The sequence below is a fragment of the Enterococcus sp. FZMF genome, from assembly GCF_030263915.1.
Taxonomy (GTDB): domain Bacteria; phylum Bacillota; class Bacilli; order Lactobacillales; family Enterococcaceae; genus Enterococcus_D; species Enterococcus_D casseliflavus.
The window spans coordinates 2,945,564-2,963,159 of the sequence record NZ_CP127160.1 but is presented as its reverse complement, the minus strand read 5'-3'; the positions used below and the strand labels follow the sequence as shown (position 1 = coordinate 2,963,159).

Here is a 17,596-nt window from a genome sequence, read left to right as displayed (position 1 = left end):
GATCGCCTAGGGTATAGAAAAAATCTTTCTGATTTTTGTTTCTAGGAACCACGTTCACTAATTATGATTAACCAGCAACCCCCTGCCAAACTACGGTCTGACAGGGGGTTGTATTTTTTACATTTTGTCACCTAAAAATGCGTCATTTAAACGATAGATCTTTGATGGACGCCCGATACCGACGGGCTTTTCGCCAACTTCCGTAAAATATTGGAGCATGGATTTTTTAAAGTTGGAATGATCGATCATTTTAAAATCGATCCCTAAAAACTTGGCGAATACTTTACGGGCTTCCGTGATCGTAAAGTCTTTGCCTAACACGAGCAGCACTTGTGGCTCGTGCTCCATCTTGTTGGCAACCCGTTTGAAAGCTTTGAGAATGATCGCGCTGTGGTCAAAAGCCAACGTATCTTTTCCAACAGAGGCGCCAGTCACTAGGTCAAGAATGATCTCGATCTCACCGCTGGTCAAATAAATTTGATTGGCTTTTCTTTCTAGAGAGAACCAGCGTACTTGGTTCGCATCGTCACCGGCACTTAAGGGTTCTTCACCGATAAAAGCCAAATAGCTGACGGTGATCACCCAACCGCGAGGATCGCGATCTGGGGTGCTGAAGGTATGCAGCTGTTCGATGTTTTGCTTGGAGATGGTGACCCCGATCTCTTCTTGCGTCTCACGGATCACACTTTGCCCCGTCGATTCATTGGGATTGACGAAGCCTCCCGGCAATGCCCAAGAATTACGGAAAGGGTGGCCTTTTCTTTGGATCAGCGCAATTTTTAGTTGTTCTTCTTCTTTGTTGTAACACATCAAAACCATATCGACGGTTACGGAAGGTTTCTCGTATTTCGGCTGATCTTGCGCCTGATACCATGTAAGAAACTCTGCTTCTGACGCTTCTTTTTCATAGTAGTGTTTTTCAGCTGATTTTGAGGTAAATTCTTTCATTGGTTTCTCCTGCCTTAGATAAAGTAAGTAGCTGAACGCGACGGTTTTCCTTAACGGAAAAAATAAGGAACGATCAAATTAAGGAAAAATAATGCGAGATAAAGCCAAGAAGACGGCGGGTGTTCTTTGAGTGCTGAATAGCCCCAAAGAGCGATCCAGAGCAAAAAAAGCACACGGAGGACTGCCATCGCTCTTGCAAAGAGCGCAGCATAATCATGGCTATTGAAGTACGCAAACAAAAAGGGGTAACTTGTGGTTGAAAAAAGCAAGTGTCCCACAGAAAGCACAGTTAAAAGCAAAAAATGCTGTTTGTTTTTTCGAGTCATAGCGTTCCTTTCTATAAGTGAAGTCTTCCTCATTATAGCAAAAGAAGCACCTGTTAATCAAAGACCGTCTGCAAGAAGCTTTTTCAGATCCTTTTTCTCAAAAAAAGCAATAAATGACTAGAAATGCTGCTGAAAAGGCACGAAATAGGTATACTAGAGGAAAGAAGGTGAGCCGCAGAGAATTCTTTCGAGAGGGGGAACAAAGAGGTGAAGACAATCAAGTTTCTCGTTTTTCTATTGCTGTTGTTGATCATTAGTGGCTGTACCCGTTTCCGTCAGCTGCAAGAGCAGCCGACGGATTTGATGGTTGGGCAAAGTGTCAATCGCATCCCTGCCGATACGTTTATGGGGCCCCCATTCCCTCAACAAGCAACCCTTCGTCTGGAAGTGGAAACCAGCACAGCAACATCCGGACGCTTCAAACTGTACAATCATTCCGATCAGAGGGTGATCTACGACAACTATTTTGCAGTGGATGTTTTCGAGGGGGATGAATGGCGGGAACTCCTTCTTAAAGAAGACGTGGTTTTTCAAGACATCGGTCTTTATGCCTCTGCCCACAGTCAAACAACTTTACTAATCAATTGGTCGGAGTATTTTGGCACCTTGTCGAAAGGAACCTATCGCTTGATCAAAGAAGTGACCATTGAAGAAGAGGGACCACAAACGCTGATGATAGAATTTATGATCGAATAATCGCTAGTTGCCGCTTGGAAGACACAAAACGATCAGAAAAAAGAAGCAACTCCCTCACTAGCACCCTTTCTATCTAAGCAAGATTCTTCCCCTAGAACATTGAAGTGAACGGCTATCTGCGCTATGATAACTAGTAGAAAAGAAATGCTCAAATCTGCTGGTTTATTTGCTGCGTGTTAAGGACCAAAACGATTCCTTTGTTCCTTGTAGACCATGGAAAAAGGTCTTAGGTTATCCGCTTTTTTGATTAAAATTATAGCATTTTTGGGTTGCGAACTGTATACTACCTAAGTATACACTTTACTAGTGAAAAGGAGGACTTGCGTCCATGGCTGAAAAAGAAACATTCTATATTACGACGCCAATTTATTATCCAAGCGGCAAGCTGCATATCGGGAATTCTTACACGACGATCGCTTGTGATGCGGTAGCACGATACAAACGATTGATGGGCTTTGATGTCTTTTATTTGACGGGTGTCGATGAGCACGGTCAAAAAATCGAGAAAAAAGCAGAAGAACTTGGCGTAGATCCGCAAGAATACGTCGATAAAATGGCAGCTGACGTCAAGAAACTATGGAACACACTAGACATCAGTTACGATAAATTTATCCGCACAACGGATGATTACCATAAAAAAGCCGTTCAAAAAATCTTCCAGCAATTGCTTGATCAAGGAGATATCTATCTTGGTGAATATGAAGGGTGGTATTCCGTTTCTGATGAAGAATACTTTACTGAAACGCAATTAGCAGAAGTTTACCGAGATGAAGAGGGCAAAGTCATCGGCGGTAAAGCGCCAAGCGGTCATGAGGTAGAATTGGTGAAGGAATCTTCTTATTTCTTCCGCATGAGCAAATATGCCGATCGTTTGGTTGAATACTATGATGAGCACCCAGAGTTCATTCAACCAGAATCACGTAAAAATGAAATGCTGAATAATTTCATCAAACCAGGGTTAGAAGACCTGGCTGTTTCCAGAACGACCTTTAAATGGGGCATCCCAGTCATTGCTAGCCCTGAACACGTGGTGTATGTGTGGATCGATGCGTTATCCAACTATATTACGGCATTGGGCTATGGCTCAGACGACGATTCCTTATTCCAAAAATACTGGCCAGCTGACGTGCATATGGTTGGGAAAGAAATCGTGCGTTTCCATACGATCTATTGGCCAATCATGCTGATGGCATTAGACTTGCCATTGCCGAAAAAAATCTTTGGCCATGGCTGGTTGATGATGAAAGACGGCAAGATGTCGAAATCTAAAGGCAATGTCGTTTATCCAGAAATGTTAGTGGAGCGCTACAGCTTAGATGCGTTGCGTTATTACCTCTTACGGGCGGTTCCTTTTGGTAGCGATGGTGTGTTTACACCAGAAGATTTCGTTTCTCGTTTGAACTACGATCTAGCCAATGACTTAGGAAACCTGTTGAATCGGACGATCGCTATGATCAATAAATATTGTGATGGCTTAGTGCCAGATTATGCCTCAAAAGTGACGCCTTTTGATAGCGAGCTGTCAACGACTGCTGCCAATGTTGTTGGTCGTTACCATGAAGCCATGGATAAAATGGAATTCAGTACGGCATTGTCAGAAGTATGGACGTTGATCTCCCGTGCCAACAAATACATTGACGAAACCCAACCATGGGTATTAGCCAAAGAAGAAGAAAAGCGCGCGGAATTAAACAGTGTAATGGTTCATTTAGCGGAAAGCTTACGCATCGTTGCGATCTTATTGCAACCGGTGATGACAGAAACACCAGCCAATATTTTCCAACAATTAGGACTGGCTTCTGTTGCCATGGATCTGAAAGATTTACGCTTTGGTGAATTTCCAAGCGGCACGAAAGTCGTTGCCAAAGGCACACCGATTTTCCCTCGTTTGGAACTTGAAACAGAAGTAGCCTACATCCAAAAGAAAATGGCTGAAGGGACGCAAAGTCCAGAAGAAACAGTCAAATGGAATCCAGAAGAAACCACATTGCAATCCGAAAAAGCTGAGATCAAATACGAAGACTTCGACAAGATCGAATTAAAAGTGGCAGAAGTCGTTGACTGTCAAAAAGTCAAAGGCGCCGACAAGCTGCTGCAATTCCGCTTAGCTGCGGGAGATGATCAAGATCGTCAAATTTTATCGGGGATCGCTGAATTTTATCCAGAACCGCAAGATTTGATCGGTAAAAAAGTCGTGATCGTTGCTAACTTGAAACCGCGGAAAATGCGGGGACAAGTCAGCCAAGGAATGATCCTTTCAGCAGAAGACAATGACGGTCGTCTGCAAATCGTGGAAGCACCAAAAGGCATGCCAAACGGCTCGATCATCGCCTGATTCTTAGGAGAAATCCTTCTGCTAGTTTCAGCAAAAATAAAATTGCCAGACCTGAAAAGTTTTTGTATAATGTAGGTTATTGACATGAACATGAGGGAGTAATTGGCGGATTTCATCTGCGGCAGTATCACCATCCTGAAAGAAATTTCTGGTGCTGTCTTAAACAGTGAGACTTATGTATGCTTAGACAGTGCATACATAAGTCTATTTTTTTTCATATCATGTACAATAAAGGAAGAGTAAATATAAAAGGAGGAGAAACATGTCAGAAGAAAACAAAAAGGAACAGCTATCGCAGGCGTTTTATGCGCAAGAAGCGCAGCATGTTCTGGAAGAAATGCAAACAGATGCCAATGGATTAACGAACGATGAAGCACAAAAACGCTTATCTGAGTACGGTCCCAACGAATTAGAAGAAGGCAAAAAGAAATCGATGGTACAAAAATTCTTTGAACAATTCAAAGATTTAATGATCATTGTTTTGCTAGCGGCGGCGATTATCTCAGCAGTCGTTTCCCATGAAGTCGTGGACTCAATTATTATTTTAGCAGTTGTCATTATCAACGCGATTATGGGTGTCGTTCAAGAGGCGAAGGCGGAGCAGGCGATCGAAGCACTAAGAGAAATGTCTACACCAAATGCCAATGTGTTGCGTAATGGTCATACCGTCACCATCAAGAGCGATGAATTGGTTCCAGGGGATATTGTTCTATTAGAAGCTGGCGATGTCGTACCAGCAGATTTACGCCTTTTAGAAGCAAGCTCGTTAAAAATTGAAGAAGCTGCTTTGACCGGTGAGTCCGTACCAGTCGAAAAAGAATTGACCGTCATCGAAGGGACGGATGTCGGGATCGGCGATCGCGTCAATATGGCATATTCAAACAGTAATGTGACCTATGGCCGCGGAAAAGGGGTCGTAGTCAATACAGGGATGGGAACTGAAGTTGGGAAAATCGCTGGCATGCTGGCTAGCGCCCAAGAAACCGAAACACCATTGAAGCGTAACTTAAATGAACTAGGAAAATTCCTGACGATCGCCATCATTATCATTGCAGTGATCATGTTCTTTGTTGGAACGATCTTTAACAATACGTCATGGGTCGACATGCTATTGACTTCGATCTCATTAGCAGTAGCGGCGATCCCAGAAGGGCTGCCAGCGATCGTAACGATCATCTTAGCCTTAGGTACGCAAGTAATGGCGAAACGAAATGCAGTGATCCGTAAATTGCCAGCGGTTGAAACCCTTGGGGCAACCGATATTATCGCTTCTGATAAAACTGGTACTTTGACGTTGAATCAAATGACCGTGGAAAAATTGTATGTCAATGACAAGCAACATGCTGCTTCAGAAGATATTCCGTTAGACAACATGGCATTAAAAGTCATGAACTTTGCCAATGATACAAAATTTGGTGAAGAAGGCAACTTGATCGGTGATCCGACTGAGACCGCATTGGTGCAATTCGGGATGGATCAAGGATTCCATGTGCGAGATCTTGTCAATCAAGAACCACGGGTAGCAGATCTGCCATTTGATTCTGACCGAAAACTTATGAGTACGATCCACCAACAAGAAGACGGTCGCTATTTAGTTGCTGTCAAAGGCGCACCAGATGTCTTGCTAGGCAGAACCTCAAAAGTACTATTGGACGGTCAAGAGCTGCCGATGACCAATGAAGAAAAAGAAAAAATCTTATTCAACAATACCGATATGGCAAAACAAGCACTGCGGGTATTGGGGATGGCCTACAAATATGTAGACCAAGTACCAGAAAACTTAGAATCAGAAATCGTCGAAAATGATTTGGTCTTTGCTGGCTTAGTCGGAATGATCGACCCAGAACGGGCAGAAGCAGCCGATGCGGTACGTTTAGCCAAAGAAGCTGGGATTCGTCCAATCATGATCACCGGAGACCACCGCGATACAGCTGAAGCCATTGCGGGACGTTTAGGGATCATCAAACCGGGCGATGATGATGCCGTCTTGACTGGCGCTGAACTCAATAAAATGAGCGAAGAAGAGTTTGCCCAAAAGGTAGCGAACTACTCAGTCTATGCACGGGTATCACCTGAACATAAAGTTCGGATCGTCAAAGCTTGGCAACAAGAAGGCAAAGTCGTTGCCATGACTGGTGACGGGGTCAACGATGCACCGTCACTGAAGCAAGCCGATATTGGTGTCGGCATGGGGATCACAGGTACCGAAGTTTCTAAAGGTGCTTCCGATATGGTCCTAGCAGATGACAACTTCGCTACGATCGTCGTAGCAGTGGAAGAAGGACGAAAAGTCTTCTCCAATATTCAAAAAGCGATTCAATACTTGCTAGCCGCTAACCTAGGGGAAGTTTTGACCTTGTTCTTAGCAACCTTGTGGGGTTGGGACTCGCTATTGCCGATCCACTTGCTTTGGATCAACCTAGTAACGGATACATTCCCAGCAATTGCTTTAGGAATGGAGCCTGCTGAAAAAGATCTAATGAAACATGCACCGCGGGGACGCAGTTCCAACTTCTTCTCTGGTGGTGTGATGAGCAGTATCATCTACCAAGGGATCTTAGAAGCGGCAACCGTGCTGTTCGTTTATTGGTCAGCGATCCAATGGCCCGTTCACAATACGTACGATGCGATCCATGCCGATGCCTTAACGATGGCCTTTGCCACGTTAGGATTGATGCAGTTGTTCCATGCCTTCAACGTCAAATCGATCCATCAGTCGCTCTTTAAAGTAGGGGCATTTAGAAACAAAGCCTTCAACTGGGCGATCCTGTTGTCCTTTGCGTTGATGCTGGTGATTTTCATCGTGCCAGGATTAAATGATATCTTCCGTGTTGCACACCTTGACTTGTATCAATGGGGCATCGTTTTAGGGGCCTCCTTTGCGATCATTCCAGTCGTTGAGATCGTCAAAGCGATCCAACGAGCAATGGGACGCAAATAAGCCAAAAATAAACGGAAAAACAATCAATGGTCTGCTGTCCTTCTCCCTGGGCAGCAGGCCTTTTTTGCTGGCTTATTTTCGATAAACCCTGCGGCTGTTACTTGACCTTTTCATTTGCAGTAAGAAACGGTAAAATAGGAGATAATAACAAAGAAAGTAGGGGACCCACTGTGCGACCAAACTTAGGTTTTTATGTACAAACAATCAACGATCTTGTCAAAGAAACAGAAGCGATCGGGGAGAAAATGAATCCCAATTATGAAGAGATCCGCAAAGCGATCGACGAGAAGAAAGAAGCCGAGGTAACACCTGAGCGGCTAGCTGAGATTACCAGAATTTTTAAAGAAGGCACGGACAAATACCGCTTGATGCTGGAAAAAATCAGCAAATTGCGTCCCCCAGCGAATGTGATGGGGATCCATAAAAAATTCGAACGGGCGTATATGAAATATGTTGCTGGCTGTGATGAGATGATTTTGAGTCTCGATAACAAAATCGACCAAGAAGCCTTTGATGCGGCAGAAGCCAAGCAAGATGAAGCAACCGACGAAATTTCTTTTGCCATTCAACGGATGACGGCTTTATTGTTAAAAAAATGATAAACATTCAAGTTAAACAAGAGTTATTTAATTTAACTGTTATGTTTTTCACATGTAAAGTTTTTTTATCGGAGGTATAATGAATTCACAACCAACAACCTTTTTATTTTTCATTTTACTCCTTTTGCCATCAGGACTAACCAACCTGTTGGTTTTTTTGTGTTTCAAGTGTTTTTTAATGAAACGTTTCCAGCGAAAACGGGTTTAGTTTGTGAATAAAGTATAAAGGAAAAGCAGCAGGGGGTACTGAACTTGCGCTTTTTTGCCGATCAATGCTATACTTAGGGCACTATTAAACGAAATGAGGGATCCTCCATTGAAAAATTAACCAATTTGTTGAAAGCTGCATGAAACTGTTCCTCCAAGGGGATAGTCTGCAGATTTTCAGGATTGGTTGACTTTTTCGATGGGGGATCTTTTTGTGTACCTCTAAAAACTGATTCTGAAAATAGCTTTAGGTCTACTCTATTCCGTGAATAGAGACGAGGTATATTTATGTCGAATATCAGTATTAATCATTTAACTTTTGGCTTTGACAGCCAGGAACGGTTGCTTTTTGAGGATGCCAACTTGAACCTTGATACACAATGGAAATTAGGGTTGATTGGCAGAAATGGTCGCGGCAAAACGACCTTGCTGCGTCTGCTGCTCAATGAATTGCCTTATAGCGGCTCGATCACCCATGAGCAGCAATTCGTTTATTTTCCCTTACCCGTCGCTGACGATCAGCAACTGACGCTTTTTGTTTTACAGGAATCTGGTGAATTTGAGCAGTGGCGTTTGGAACGGGAATTGAACCTGCTGCAGCTTGATCCAGAAGTTCTTTGGCGGCCCTTTGCCACTTTATCTGGCGGCGAGCAAACGAAAGTCCTGTTGGCGCGGTTGTTCGTTGATGAAGAGAATTTCCCTTTGATCGATGAACCAACCAACCATTTGGATGTGACCGCTCGCGAACATGTTGCCCGCTATTTGCAGCAAAAAACCGGGTTTATCGTTGTGAGCCATGATCGACAGTTTGTCGATGAAGTCGTCGATCATGTATTGGCGATCGAAAAAAGCCGCTTGGTGCTGTACAAAGGGAATTATTCAGTCTATGAGCTGCAAAAGCAGCAAAAAGATGCGTATGAGCAAGAACAAAACAGCAAGTTGAAAAAAGAAATCGGTCGTTTGAAGCAGACGGCAGCCGAGAAAGCGGAGTGGTCCCGAGGACGCGAACGGGACAAATTAGGGTCGCCGACCAAAAAAGGCAGCGGGGCAATCTATGATACGGGGGCGATCGGTGCCCGAGCGGCACGGACCATGAAGCGCTCGAAAGCGATCGTTAAACGGATGGAAGATCAAATTCAAGACAAGTCTGCGTTGTTAAAAGACATTGAGTGGATTGATCCTCTGAAAATGACTCCGCTTGTTGGCCATCATGATGTGTTGCTGGAAGCAGAGCATTTTCAGCTCGGCTATGAGCAGCCTTTGTTTAAACCGCTGACGTTTGCGATCCGTCAAAAAGAGCGCTTGGGGATTCAAGGGGCCAACGGATCTGGCAAGTCCAGTTTGATTGCGAGTATTTTAGGTACTTTCGATGGACAGCAGACAGGGACGATCAAAACAGCCCATGGGATCACCATCAGTTATGTCCGACAAAACTACGAGGACAACTGTGGGATGCTGACAGAATTTGCCCAAGAGCATGGCTTGAATTATCAAGATCTGCTAAATAATTTAAAAAAGCTTGGCTTGGAAAGAGCTGTCTTTCAAACGCCGATCCAGCAAATGAGCATGGGGCAGCGTAAACGCGTGGAACTAGCCAAATCATTAGCAACACCAGCAGAATTGTTTATCTGGGATGAACCGCTAAATTATTTGGACGTCTTCAATCAAAAGCAATTAGAGGAAGTGATCCATTTGGTGGAGCCTTCTATGCTGATCATTGAACACGACCGTTATTTTCTTGAGCAAGTTTCAACGAAGTTGCTGACGCTGACGGGTGACTGAGGCGAAGGATAGAATGAAAAAAGGACGATTGTTTTTTTAATAATCATCCTTTTTTTGTTATTTTAAAAGAAGAAATACTGATGGTCTTAGTAAACAATTACTAAAGGTGCTTTTGGACAAAAAGTCGCGTAAAAATAGTGTTAACATCAATGGATACTAAAGGATTGATAATTTTTGCCCGTTTTTCATGAAAATTTTCTAAAAACAGTAAAATGTTCGTGTTTACTGGCTAGAAACTGCCTTGTTTGGCTCATTGTTTTCTCATTAAAAGGTAAATTAATTAAAAATTCTTTCATAATTCCCAATGATTTTTACAAAACATTTACAATAATGGTATCGAATAAAAACATTCGTTTGTTATGATTAAAATCGAATTTCTTTGAGCGTTTGACCGAAACATCAAGAGTTCGTTTTTTTTGTGACTTGAAATGCCAGTCAACTATTCGGAGGAAAAAGAGAAAATGGAGGGGCAGTTTTGATAGAAGTAGTCGGGTTGAAGAAGGTTTTCGATAATAAGTTTGAAGCCTTGAAAGCAGTAGATTTTACAATAGAAAAAGGCGATTTGGTTTGTTTGTTGGGACCAAGTGGTTGTGGGAAATCGACGATATTGAATTTGATCGCGGGGTTGTTGAGTCCCACCGATGGTGATATCCGCTTTAATGGTTCTTCCGTTGTTAAGACCGAGCCAAAAGACCGCAATATCGGGTTTGTTTTTCAGAATTATGCCCTTTATCCCCATATGACTGTTTTAGAAAATGTCATGTTTCCGCTGACAGTCGGAGAGAAAAAGATCAAGAAAAATGAAGCACAGAAAATTGCTGAAAAGTTCATGAAACTGACCAATATTGAAGAGTTAAGTCAGAAAAAACCAGGAACCCTTTCTGGCGGACAGCAGCAACGGGTAGCGATCACGCGTGCCTTGGTGCAAAGTCCAGAAGTCTTACTGCTGGATGAACCATTGAGTAACTTAGATGCCCGTTTGCGCTTGAAGATCCGTGAAGAGATCCGTCGGTTAGTCAAAGAAGTGGGCATCACCACGATCTTCGTGACCCATGACCAAGAAGAAGCTCTTTCTATCAGTGATAAGATCATCTTGATGAACGAGGGGATCATTCAACAAAATGATGATCCGCAAAACCTTTACTTAGAACCAAACAATCTTTTTGTAGCGAAATTCATCGGTAATCCAATCATCAACATCTTGCCAGTAGAAGTCAAAGATGGCCAAATGATCCATCCTGCCTTCACTGTACCAGTTGACCGTTTTACCGACCTTCGCTTCAAGAAACCATTAACAGACGGCCAATACACGTTAGGCATTCGTCCAGAAGATGTGCTGACCACCTTGCAAGCAGGTTTGTTCCAAACGGAAGTCAAGAGTGTGGAGCTGATCGGACGAGAACGAATCTTGAACTTTGATCTGGCTGACAAACATATGAAATCGATCGTTAGTATTGAAGAAATCATTGAAGAAGGCGCGCAAGTGTCATTTGATTTTCATTACAAAAAAGCCTTTATCTTTGATGAAAAAGGAGAGCGGGTCTACTAATGTTCAAAAAAAATTATAACCCTGAGAACCAACCGAAAGCATGGCTGTTTTTACTGCCTTCATTGGTCATTATTTTCTTATTCAGTGTATATCCGCTGTTTCGTTCCTTCATCATGAGTTTCCAAAAAGGAACCTTGATTAACCAACAGTATGCTGGGCTTGAGAACTATCAAAGGGTTTTAACGGACCCAGTCTTCTTTCGAGCACTGCAAAATACGGCGCTCTTTGCTTTTGCGGTCGTACCGATCGCGTTGATCCTTTCTTTAGCGATTGCGTGGATCATTTTTGAAAAAGTCAAATACAAAAGTTTTTTTGAAACGATCTTTTTTATGCCTTATGTCACGAGTACGATTGCCATCGGGATCGTGTTTCGCTACTTTTTCAATGGCTCTTACGGGATCATCAACTATTTGTTGAGTCTTGTAGGCATTCCACCAGTCAACTGGCTGGATAATGTCAATATGAGTATGACGACCTTGATCATCTTTGGCGTTTGGACGAGCCTCGCCTTCAACATTATTATCTTGTTGGCAGGAATGCGCAATATCGACAAAGAACACTACAAAATCGCAAAAATGTTTGGCGCCACCGATGGCGAGATTTTTCGGAAAATCACCTTTCCGCAGTTGATCCCGACTTTTGCCTTCTTATTAACGGTCAATCTGATCAGTGCCTTTAAAGTCTATACTCAAGTATATGCCTTGTTTGGCGGACAGCCAGGGATCGCCCGCAGTGCAACCACGGCAGTCTTTTATATTTATGACAAATTCCATATCGCCGGACGTCCGGGGATTGCAATGGCGGCAACCGTGATCTTGTTCATCATTATTTTGCTCGTCACCTTTATCCAAAATAAACTTTTGAAGAAAGTGGGCGAATAAACGAATGAAAAAAATTGTCACGATTGTTTCGATGCTGTTTTTAGCAATTTTAGCAGTGATCACGCTGTTTCCCTTTGTCTATATGATTTTAGCTGGTCTAATGACCTACAGTGAAGCAACCAGTATTCCACCGACGATCATGCCAGAGTCTTTCCAGTGGAGCAACTACGGGGAAGTTTTTACCCGAGCACCGTTTTTACGCTACTTCTTTAATACGGTCTTCGTTTCCGCGGTGACGACTATCGCGACGCTGATCACTGCGATTCTAGCTGCCTTTGCATTGACTAGTCTTGAATTCAAATACAAACGGTTAGTTATCGGATTGATGATCTCGTTATTGATGGTTCCTTATGAATCGATCATTTTCACCAATTACAATACGATTGCGCGAATGGGCTTATTGAATACGTATAGTGCGTTGATCATTCCCTTTCTGACCAGTATTTTTTACATCTATTATTTAAATGGTTATTTGCAAAGTATTTCCAATACCTTTTACAAAGCGGCCAAAATCGACGGTGCTAGCGATTTGGCTTACATTCGGCGGATTTTGATCCCCATGTCAAAACCAGCCTTAGTGACAGTCGGGATCCTGACGTTCATCTCTAGCTGGAATTCCTTCTTATGGCCGTTGCTAGTAACCAATGAGAAAAAATACCGCCTCTTAAATAATGGGTTGGCTGCCTTTACCACAGAAAGCGGCAGCGATGTTCATTTACAGATGGCGGCAGCGACCTTGACCGTCATTCCAATTCTGATCATTTACTTGATCTTTAGAAAAGAAATTATCAAAGGAGTGGCTAAAGATGGCATCAAAGGATAAAACGACGATTACCTTTCATAGCGGGATCTTAACGATTGGAGGGACCGTCATCGAAGTTGCGTACAAAGATGCCCATATCTTTTTTGACTTCGGTTCGGAGTATCATCCAGAAACACCCTTACCAGATGAAGAATTACAAACGTTAGTTGCGCATCGCTGGATACCAGAACTGAAAAATGTCTACGATCCACGGTTAGACTACACGTACCAAGGAAGCGAAACGAAAGAATACCAAGAAACAGCAGTTTTTCTTTCCCACGCTCATCTGGATCATTCCAAGATGATCAACTTTTTAGACCCAAATATTCCTATGTACACCTTGAAGGAAACCAAAGCGATCCTCGAAGTGTTGAATCAAAAAGGGGACTTCTTGCTGCCCGTTCCTCATGAAGAAAAAAGCTTTGTCCGTGAATTGATCGGCTTAGAACCTCATGATGTGATTCGGGTCGGGGAAATCGAAGTCGAGATCATTCCAGTCGATCATGATGCGTACGGTGCGGCAGCTTTGTTGATTCGCACGCCAGATCATTTTATCGCTTATACCGGTGATTTGCGTTTGCATGGCTATCATCCAGAGCGTACCAAAGAATTCTGTCAGTTAGCCAAACACACGGATCTATTGATGATGGAAGGGGTCAGCATCAGCTTTCCAGAAAGAGAACCGGACCCCAAAGCGATCACAGTGGAAAGTGAAACAGAATTGATCGAGACCTTCGTGCGTTTGGTCAAAGAAAATCCCCAACGACAAATTACTTTCAATGGCTATCCAGCCAATGTCGAGCGCTTTATGGCGCTTGTTGAAGCCGCGCCGCGGACGGTTGTTTTAGAGGCGACGCAAGCTGCTTTGTTGAAAGAAATTTTCAATAAAGATGTACCGTTCTATACGATCGATGATCAAGTACCAGCGACTCTCGATCCTGCCTTCGCCATTTCTTATCAGGCATTATGTGCCGACACGAGCCAGTACCTTTGGCAAGCAGTCGCGCATTTTGAAAACTTGCAGACGGGTGGTTTGTATATTCACAGTGATGCGCAGCCGTTAGGCGATTTTGATCCAGCTTATCAAGTCTTTTTGGATCAATTGGCAGCACTGGAGATCGAATTTGTCCGTTTGCCAAACTCGGGACATGCGAAACCAGCTGATTTAGATCAGATCATTGCATGGATCGAGCCCCAACGATTGGTTCCAATCCATACGCTGAAACCAGAAAATCTGGTGAATCCGTATGGTGAAAGAATATTGCCGCAACGCGGTGAAAAAATTATTTTAGAGTGATAGAGGAGAGGAAAAAATGAAAACAAAGAAACTTGCATTTGCAGCAGCTGCAGCCGCGACATTGGTATTAGGGGCTTGTGGAAACAACAACGATTCATCTGGTTCTACGGAAAGTGATGAAATCGTTACAGAACTAAGCGAAGATACGACTGTCACCTTTTGGCATGCAATGAATGGTGCGCAAGAAGAATCATTGACGAAATTGACCGAGCAATTCATGGACGAAAATCCAAACATCAAGATCGAATTGCAAAACCAATCAAGCTATCCTGATTTGCAAGCAAAGGTGAATTCAACCTTGCCTTCACCAAAAGATCTGCCAACTATCACACAAGCATATCCTGGTTGGTTATGGAATGCTGCCCAAGATGACATGTTAGTTGACCTTGGCGAATACATCAACGATGATACCATCGGTTGGGGTGACCAAGAAGAGATCCGCAGTGCCCTTTTAGATGGTGCACAAATCGACGGCGTGCAATACGGGATTCCTTTCAACAAATCTACAGAAATGCTGTTTTACAATGCAGACATGTTAGACGAGTATGGTATTGACGTACCAACAAACCTGGAAGAATTAAAAGAAGCTTCTCAAGAAATCTATGAAAAATCAAACGGTGAAGTCGTAGGTGCTGGTTTTGACTCATTAAACAACTACTATGCCATCGCAATGAAAAATCAAGGCGTTGATTTTGACAAAGACTTGCAACTAGACAGCGATGAATCAAAAGAAGTCATCAACTACTACCTAGATGGTGTCAAAGACGGCTACTTCCGAATCGCTGGTTCTGACAAATACTTGTCTGGTCCATTTGCCAACGAGCAAATCGCAATGTATGTCGGCTCAATCGCAGGGGAAGGCTTTGTTAAAAAAGATACCGAAGGCAAATTTGAATATGACGTAGCAGCTCGTCCAGAACCAATCAACTTGCAACAAGGAACTGACTTGTATATGTTCAACAGCGCAACACCAGAGCAACGCACCGCTGCTTTTGAATACATGAAATACCTAACTTCGCCAGAAGCGCAAAAAACATGGGCGATCGATACCGGCTACATGCCAGTTGTTGAATCTGTTTTGGAAAGCGATGAATACAAAAACAATCCTGAAACAAAAGTCGCTGCCAAATTAGAAGATGCAACCAAAGAATTGTTCTCGATCCCAGTGATTGAAAATGCTGATCCTGCTTACAATGAAATGCGTTCAATCATGGAAAACATTTTGTCTAATACAGATCAAGATGTCGATCAATTGATTGAAAACGCGAAACCACAATTAGAAGATGCTTGGAACCAATAATTCTGAATTTCTTCGTCAAAATAGGGTATAATCAGGGAAACACCTGAGAATGAAAGACAAAAGGGTTTGTGCCATAAGGTTTGAAGACACAAGGAAGCAGAAAATGCTGGCTTTCGAGGGTTTTCGACTTATGCGCATGCCCTTTTGGTCTATTGAGGGGAAAAGGAGTCTTTTGAATGAAAATCACGTTTTTAGAAACGAGCGATATGCATGGCTATGTCTATCCAACCAATTTTGCCGATGACACGGAACAAGGATTTGGCGTGGCAAAAGTTGCTACCAAAATGAAAGAGCTACGTCAAGCAGCCACCGGACCGGTCGTAACGATCGAAAATGGCGACTTTATCCAAGGCTCGCCCTTAAGCTATTACATCGCCAAAAGCCAGCACTCCGTTGCCGCATTGACCGCTGTCGTCAACCACCTGGACGTTGATGTCCATGTCTTAGGCAATCATGAGTTCAACTACGGTCTGCCTTATTTGCAAGAAGCGATCGCCAGCTACCAAACACCAGTACTCGCAGCGAATATTTTAAATGAAGCGGGAGAACCATTCTTTGGCCAAGCTTACACCATCATTGAAAAAGAAGGGGTAAAGATCGCGATCTTAGGAATGGTGACGCCATATATTCCTCATTGGGAACAGCCTGCGACGATTCGCGGGATGCAGTTTGTCAGCATCGTTGAGACAGCGAAAAACTATGTGCCTTACTTAAGAGAACAAGCCGATATCGTTGTCGTCAGCTACCATGGCGGCTTCGAGCGTGATTTAGTCACTGGAGAACCGACCGAATTATTGACTGGTGAAAATGAGGGCTATCAATTATTGCAGGAAGTCTCAGGAATCGATGCGTTCTTCACAGGACACCAGCACCGTGAGATCGCCACGAAAATCAATGGTGTCCCCGTTGTACAGCCCGGTTATCGTGGAAGCTTTATCGGCGCCATCGAATTGACGGTTGAAAAAAATCAGACAGGGGTTCATGTCACAAACAGTACGGCTGCGTTGATCCCTGTTGCAGATGCTGTCCCAGATCAAGAGACGTTGGCTTTGTTAGCACCCATCGAAGAAGAATTACAAATCTGGCTAGATCAGCCGTTAGGCAAAGTCAGTGGGGATATGCGAATCACCGATCCGATGGGGGCACGCTTGAAAGAGCATCCTTATATTGAATTCATCAATCGTGTTCAGATGGCTGCCACCGGCGCCAAAATTTCTGGTACTGCTCTTTTCAACAATGAGGGCAAAGGCTTTGGCGCAACCATCACGATGCGAGATGTGATCACTAATTATATTTACCCAAATACGTTAGCTGTAGTCAAAATAACAGGCGCCGAATTAAAAGCCGCTTTAGAACAAACGGCGGATTATTTAGCCGTTGTTGACGGTCAGATCGTCTTCAATCCTGCTTTTATTGAGCCAAAACCGCAATATTATAACTACGATATGTATGAAGGCATCGAGTATACGATCGATCTTAGTCAACCCGTCGATCAGCGAATCACCCGCTTGGACTTTGAAGAAAAAGCCATTGCGATGGACCAAGAATTAGAGATCGTCATCAACCAATACCGTGCTGTAGGTGGTGGCAACTACGCCATGTTTTCTGCCGAAAAAATCGTTCGTGAGATCCAAGTCGATATGACGGAACTGATTGCTGACTATTTAAAACAGCATCCTCAAATCGAAGCTACGACGAATCAAAACTTTCTAGTGACGTTATAACAGTAAAACAGCCTGCGATGAAGGAATCATCGCAGGCTGTTTCTTAATTTTCTACATTGCGTACATAGTCATCAAAGTATTTTACCAAATCCGCTTTGACTTGTTGATAGTCTTCTTCGGAATACTCTTTGTCTTCTAGTTTTGCTTCGAAAAACGGCATGGCCAATTCTTCTCGTAAACGATCCAACACTTGTTCTTGGTTCATAACG

General features: G+C 43.3%; 14 protein-coding genes. 11 read left to right on the top strand and 3 right to left on the bottom strand.

The genetic code is table 11. The features are described from left to right. Positions 1-117: 117 nt before the first annotated feature. Positions 118-948 (bottom strand): NUDIX domain-containing protein, encoded by an 831-nt coding sequence (locus tag QN079_RS14410; RefSeq protein WP_005228002.1) that lies wholly within the window; start codon positions 946-948, stop codon positions 118-120. A 50-nt stretch (positions 949-998) separates the two neighbouring features. Beyond that, the gene (locus QN079_RS14405; RefSeq protein WP_289230008.1) at positions 999-1,274 is read right to left on the bottom strand and encodes a hypothetical protein; all 276 of its coding nucleotides are present in this window, start codon (positions 1,272-1,274) and stop codon (positions 999-1,001) included. 207 nt (positions 1,275-1,481) lie between these two features. On the opposite strand from QN079_RS14405, the gene QN079_RS14400 reads away from it, so the two are divergent. The 11 genes from QN079_RS14400 to QN079_RS14350 all read left to right on the top strand — a co-directional run bounded on the left by QN079_RS14400 (position 1,482) and on the right by QN079_RS14350 (position 17,387). Next, a complete protein-coding gene (locus tag QN079_RS14400; protein WP_289230007.1) occupies positions 1,482-1,970 on the top strand; it encodes an immunoglobulin-like domain-containing protein in 489 nt (162 codons plus the stop codon). 328 nt (positions 1,971-2,298) lie between these two features. Next, positions 2,299-4,305, top strand: a complete 2,007-nt coding sequence (gene metG / locus QN079_RS14395; protein ID WP_289230006.1) for a methionine--tRNA ligase — start codon at positions 2,299-2,301, stop codon at positions 4,303-4,305. A 262-nt stretch (positions 4,306-4,567) separates the two neighbouring features. Then, a complete protein-coding gene (locus QN079_RS14390) occupies positions 4,568-7,246 on the top strand; it encodes a cation-translocating P-type ATPase (RefSeq protein ID WP_005228006.1) in 2,679 nt (892 codons plus the stop codon). A 170-nt stretch (positions 7,247-7,416) separates the two neighbouring features. Then, positions 7,417-7,845 carry a hypothetical protein gene (locus QN079_RS14385; RefSeq protein WP_005228008.1) on the top strand — a complete coding sequence of 143 codons (429 nt, stop codon included), beginning with the start codon at positions 7,417-7,419 and terminating at the stop codon, positions 7,843-7,845. Positions 7,846-8,340: 495 nt separating this feature from the next. Further along, complete coding sequence (gene abc-f / locus QN079_RS14380; protein ID WP_289230005.1) at positions 8,341-9,834, top strand: ribosomal protection-like ABC-F family protein; 1,494 nt, start codon at positions 8,341-8,343, stop codon at positions 9,832-9,834. A gap of 475 nt (positions 9,835-10,309) precedes the next feature. Then, positions 10,310-11,383, top strand: coding sequence for an ABC transporter ATP-binding protein (locus QN079_RS14375; protein WP_005228012.1), 1,074 nt, complete (start codon positions 10,310-10,312; stop codon positions 11,381-11,383). Continuing rightward, positions 11,383-12,264 (top strand): carbohydrate ABC transporter permease, encoded by an 882-nt coding sequence (locus tag QN079_RS14370; RefSeq protein ID WP_005228014.1) that lies wholly within the window; start codon positions 11,383-11,385, stop codon positions 12,262-12,264. The genes QN079_RS14375 and QN079_RS14370 overlap by 1 nt, the downstream gene beginning before the upstream one ends. 4 nt (positions 12,265-12,268) lie before the next feature. Further along, a complete protein-coding gene (locus QN079_RS14365) occupies positions 12,269-13,087 on the top strand; it encodes a carbohydrate ABC transporter permease (protein ID WP_005228015.1) in 819 nt (272 codons plus the stop codon). Then, on the top strand, positions 13,071-14,363 hold the full coding sequence (locus tag QN079_RS14360; RefSeq protein ID WP_005228016.1) for an MBL fold metallo-hydrolase: 1,293 nt from the start codon (positions 13,071-13,073) through the stop codon (positions 14,361-14,363). The genes QN079_RS14365 and QN079_RS14360 overlap by 17 nt, the downstream gene beginning before the upstream one ends. 16 nt (positions 14,364-14,379) lie before the next feature. After that, positions 14,380-15,663, top strand: a complete 1,284-nt coding sequence (locus QN079_RS14355; protein ID WP_016609876.1) for an ABC transporter substrate-binding protein — start codon at positions 14,380-14,382, stop codon at positions 15,661-15,663. Between the two features lie 176 nt (positions 15,664-15,839). Beyond that, on the top strand, positions 15,840-17,387 hold the full coding sequence (locus QN079_RS14350; protein WP_289230004.1) for a bifunctional metallophosphatase/5'-nucleotidase: 1,548 nt from the start codon (positions 15,840-15,842) through the stop codon (positions 17,385-17,387). Positions 17,388-17,430: 43 nt separating this feature from the next. Here QN079_RS14350 and QN079_RS14345 read toward each other — a convergent pair whose 3' ends face one another. Further along, positions 17,431-17,592 (bottom strand): hypothetical protein, encoded by a 162-nt coding sequence (locus QN079_RS14345; protein WP_005228019.1) that lies wholly within the window; start codon positions 17,590-17,592, stop codon positions 17,431-17,433. Positions 17,593-17,596 lie beyond the last annotated feature (4 nt).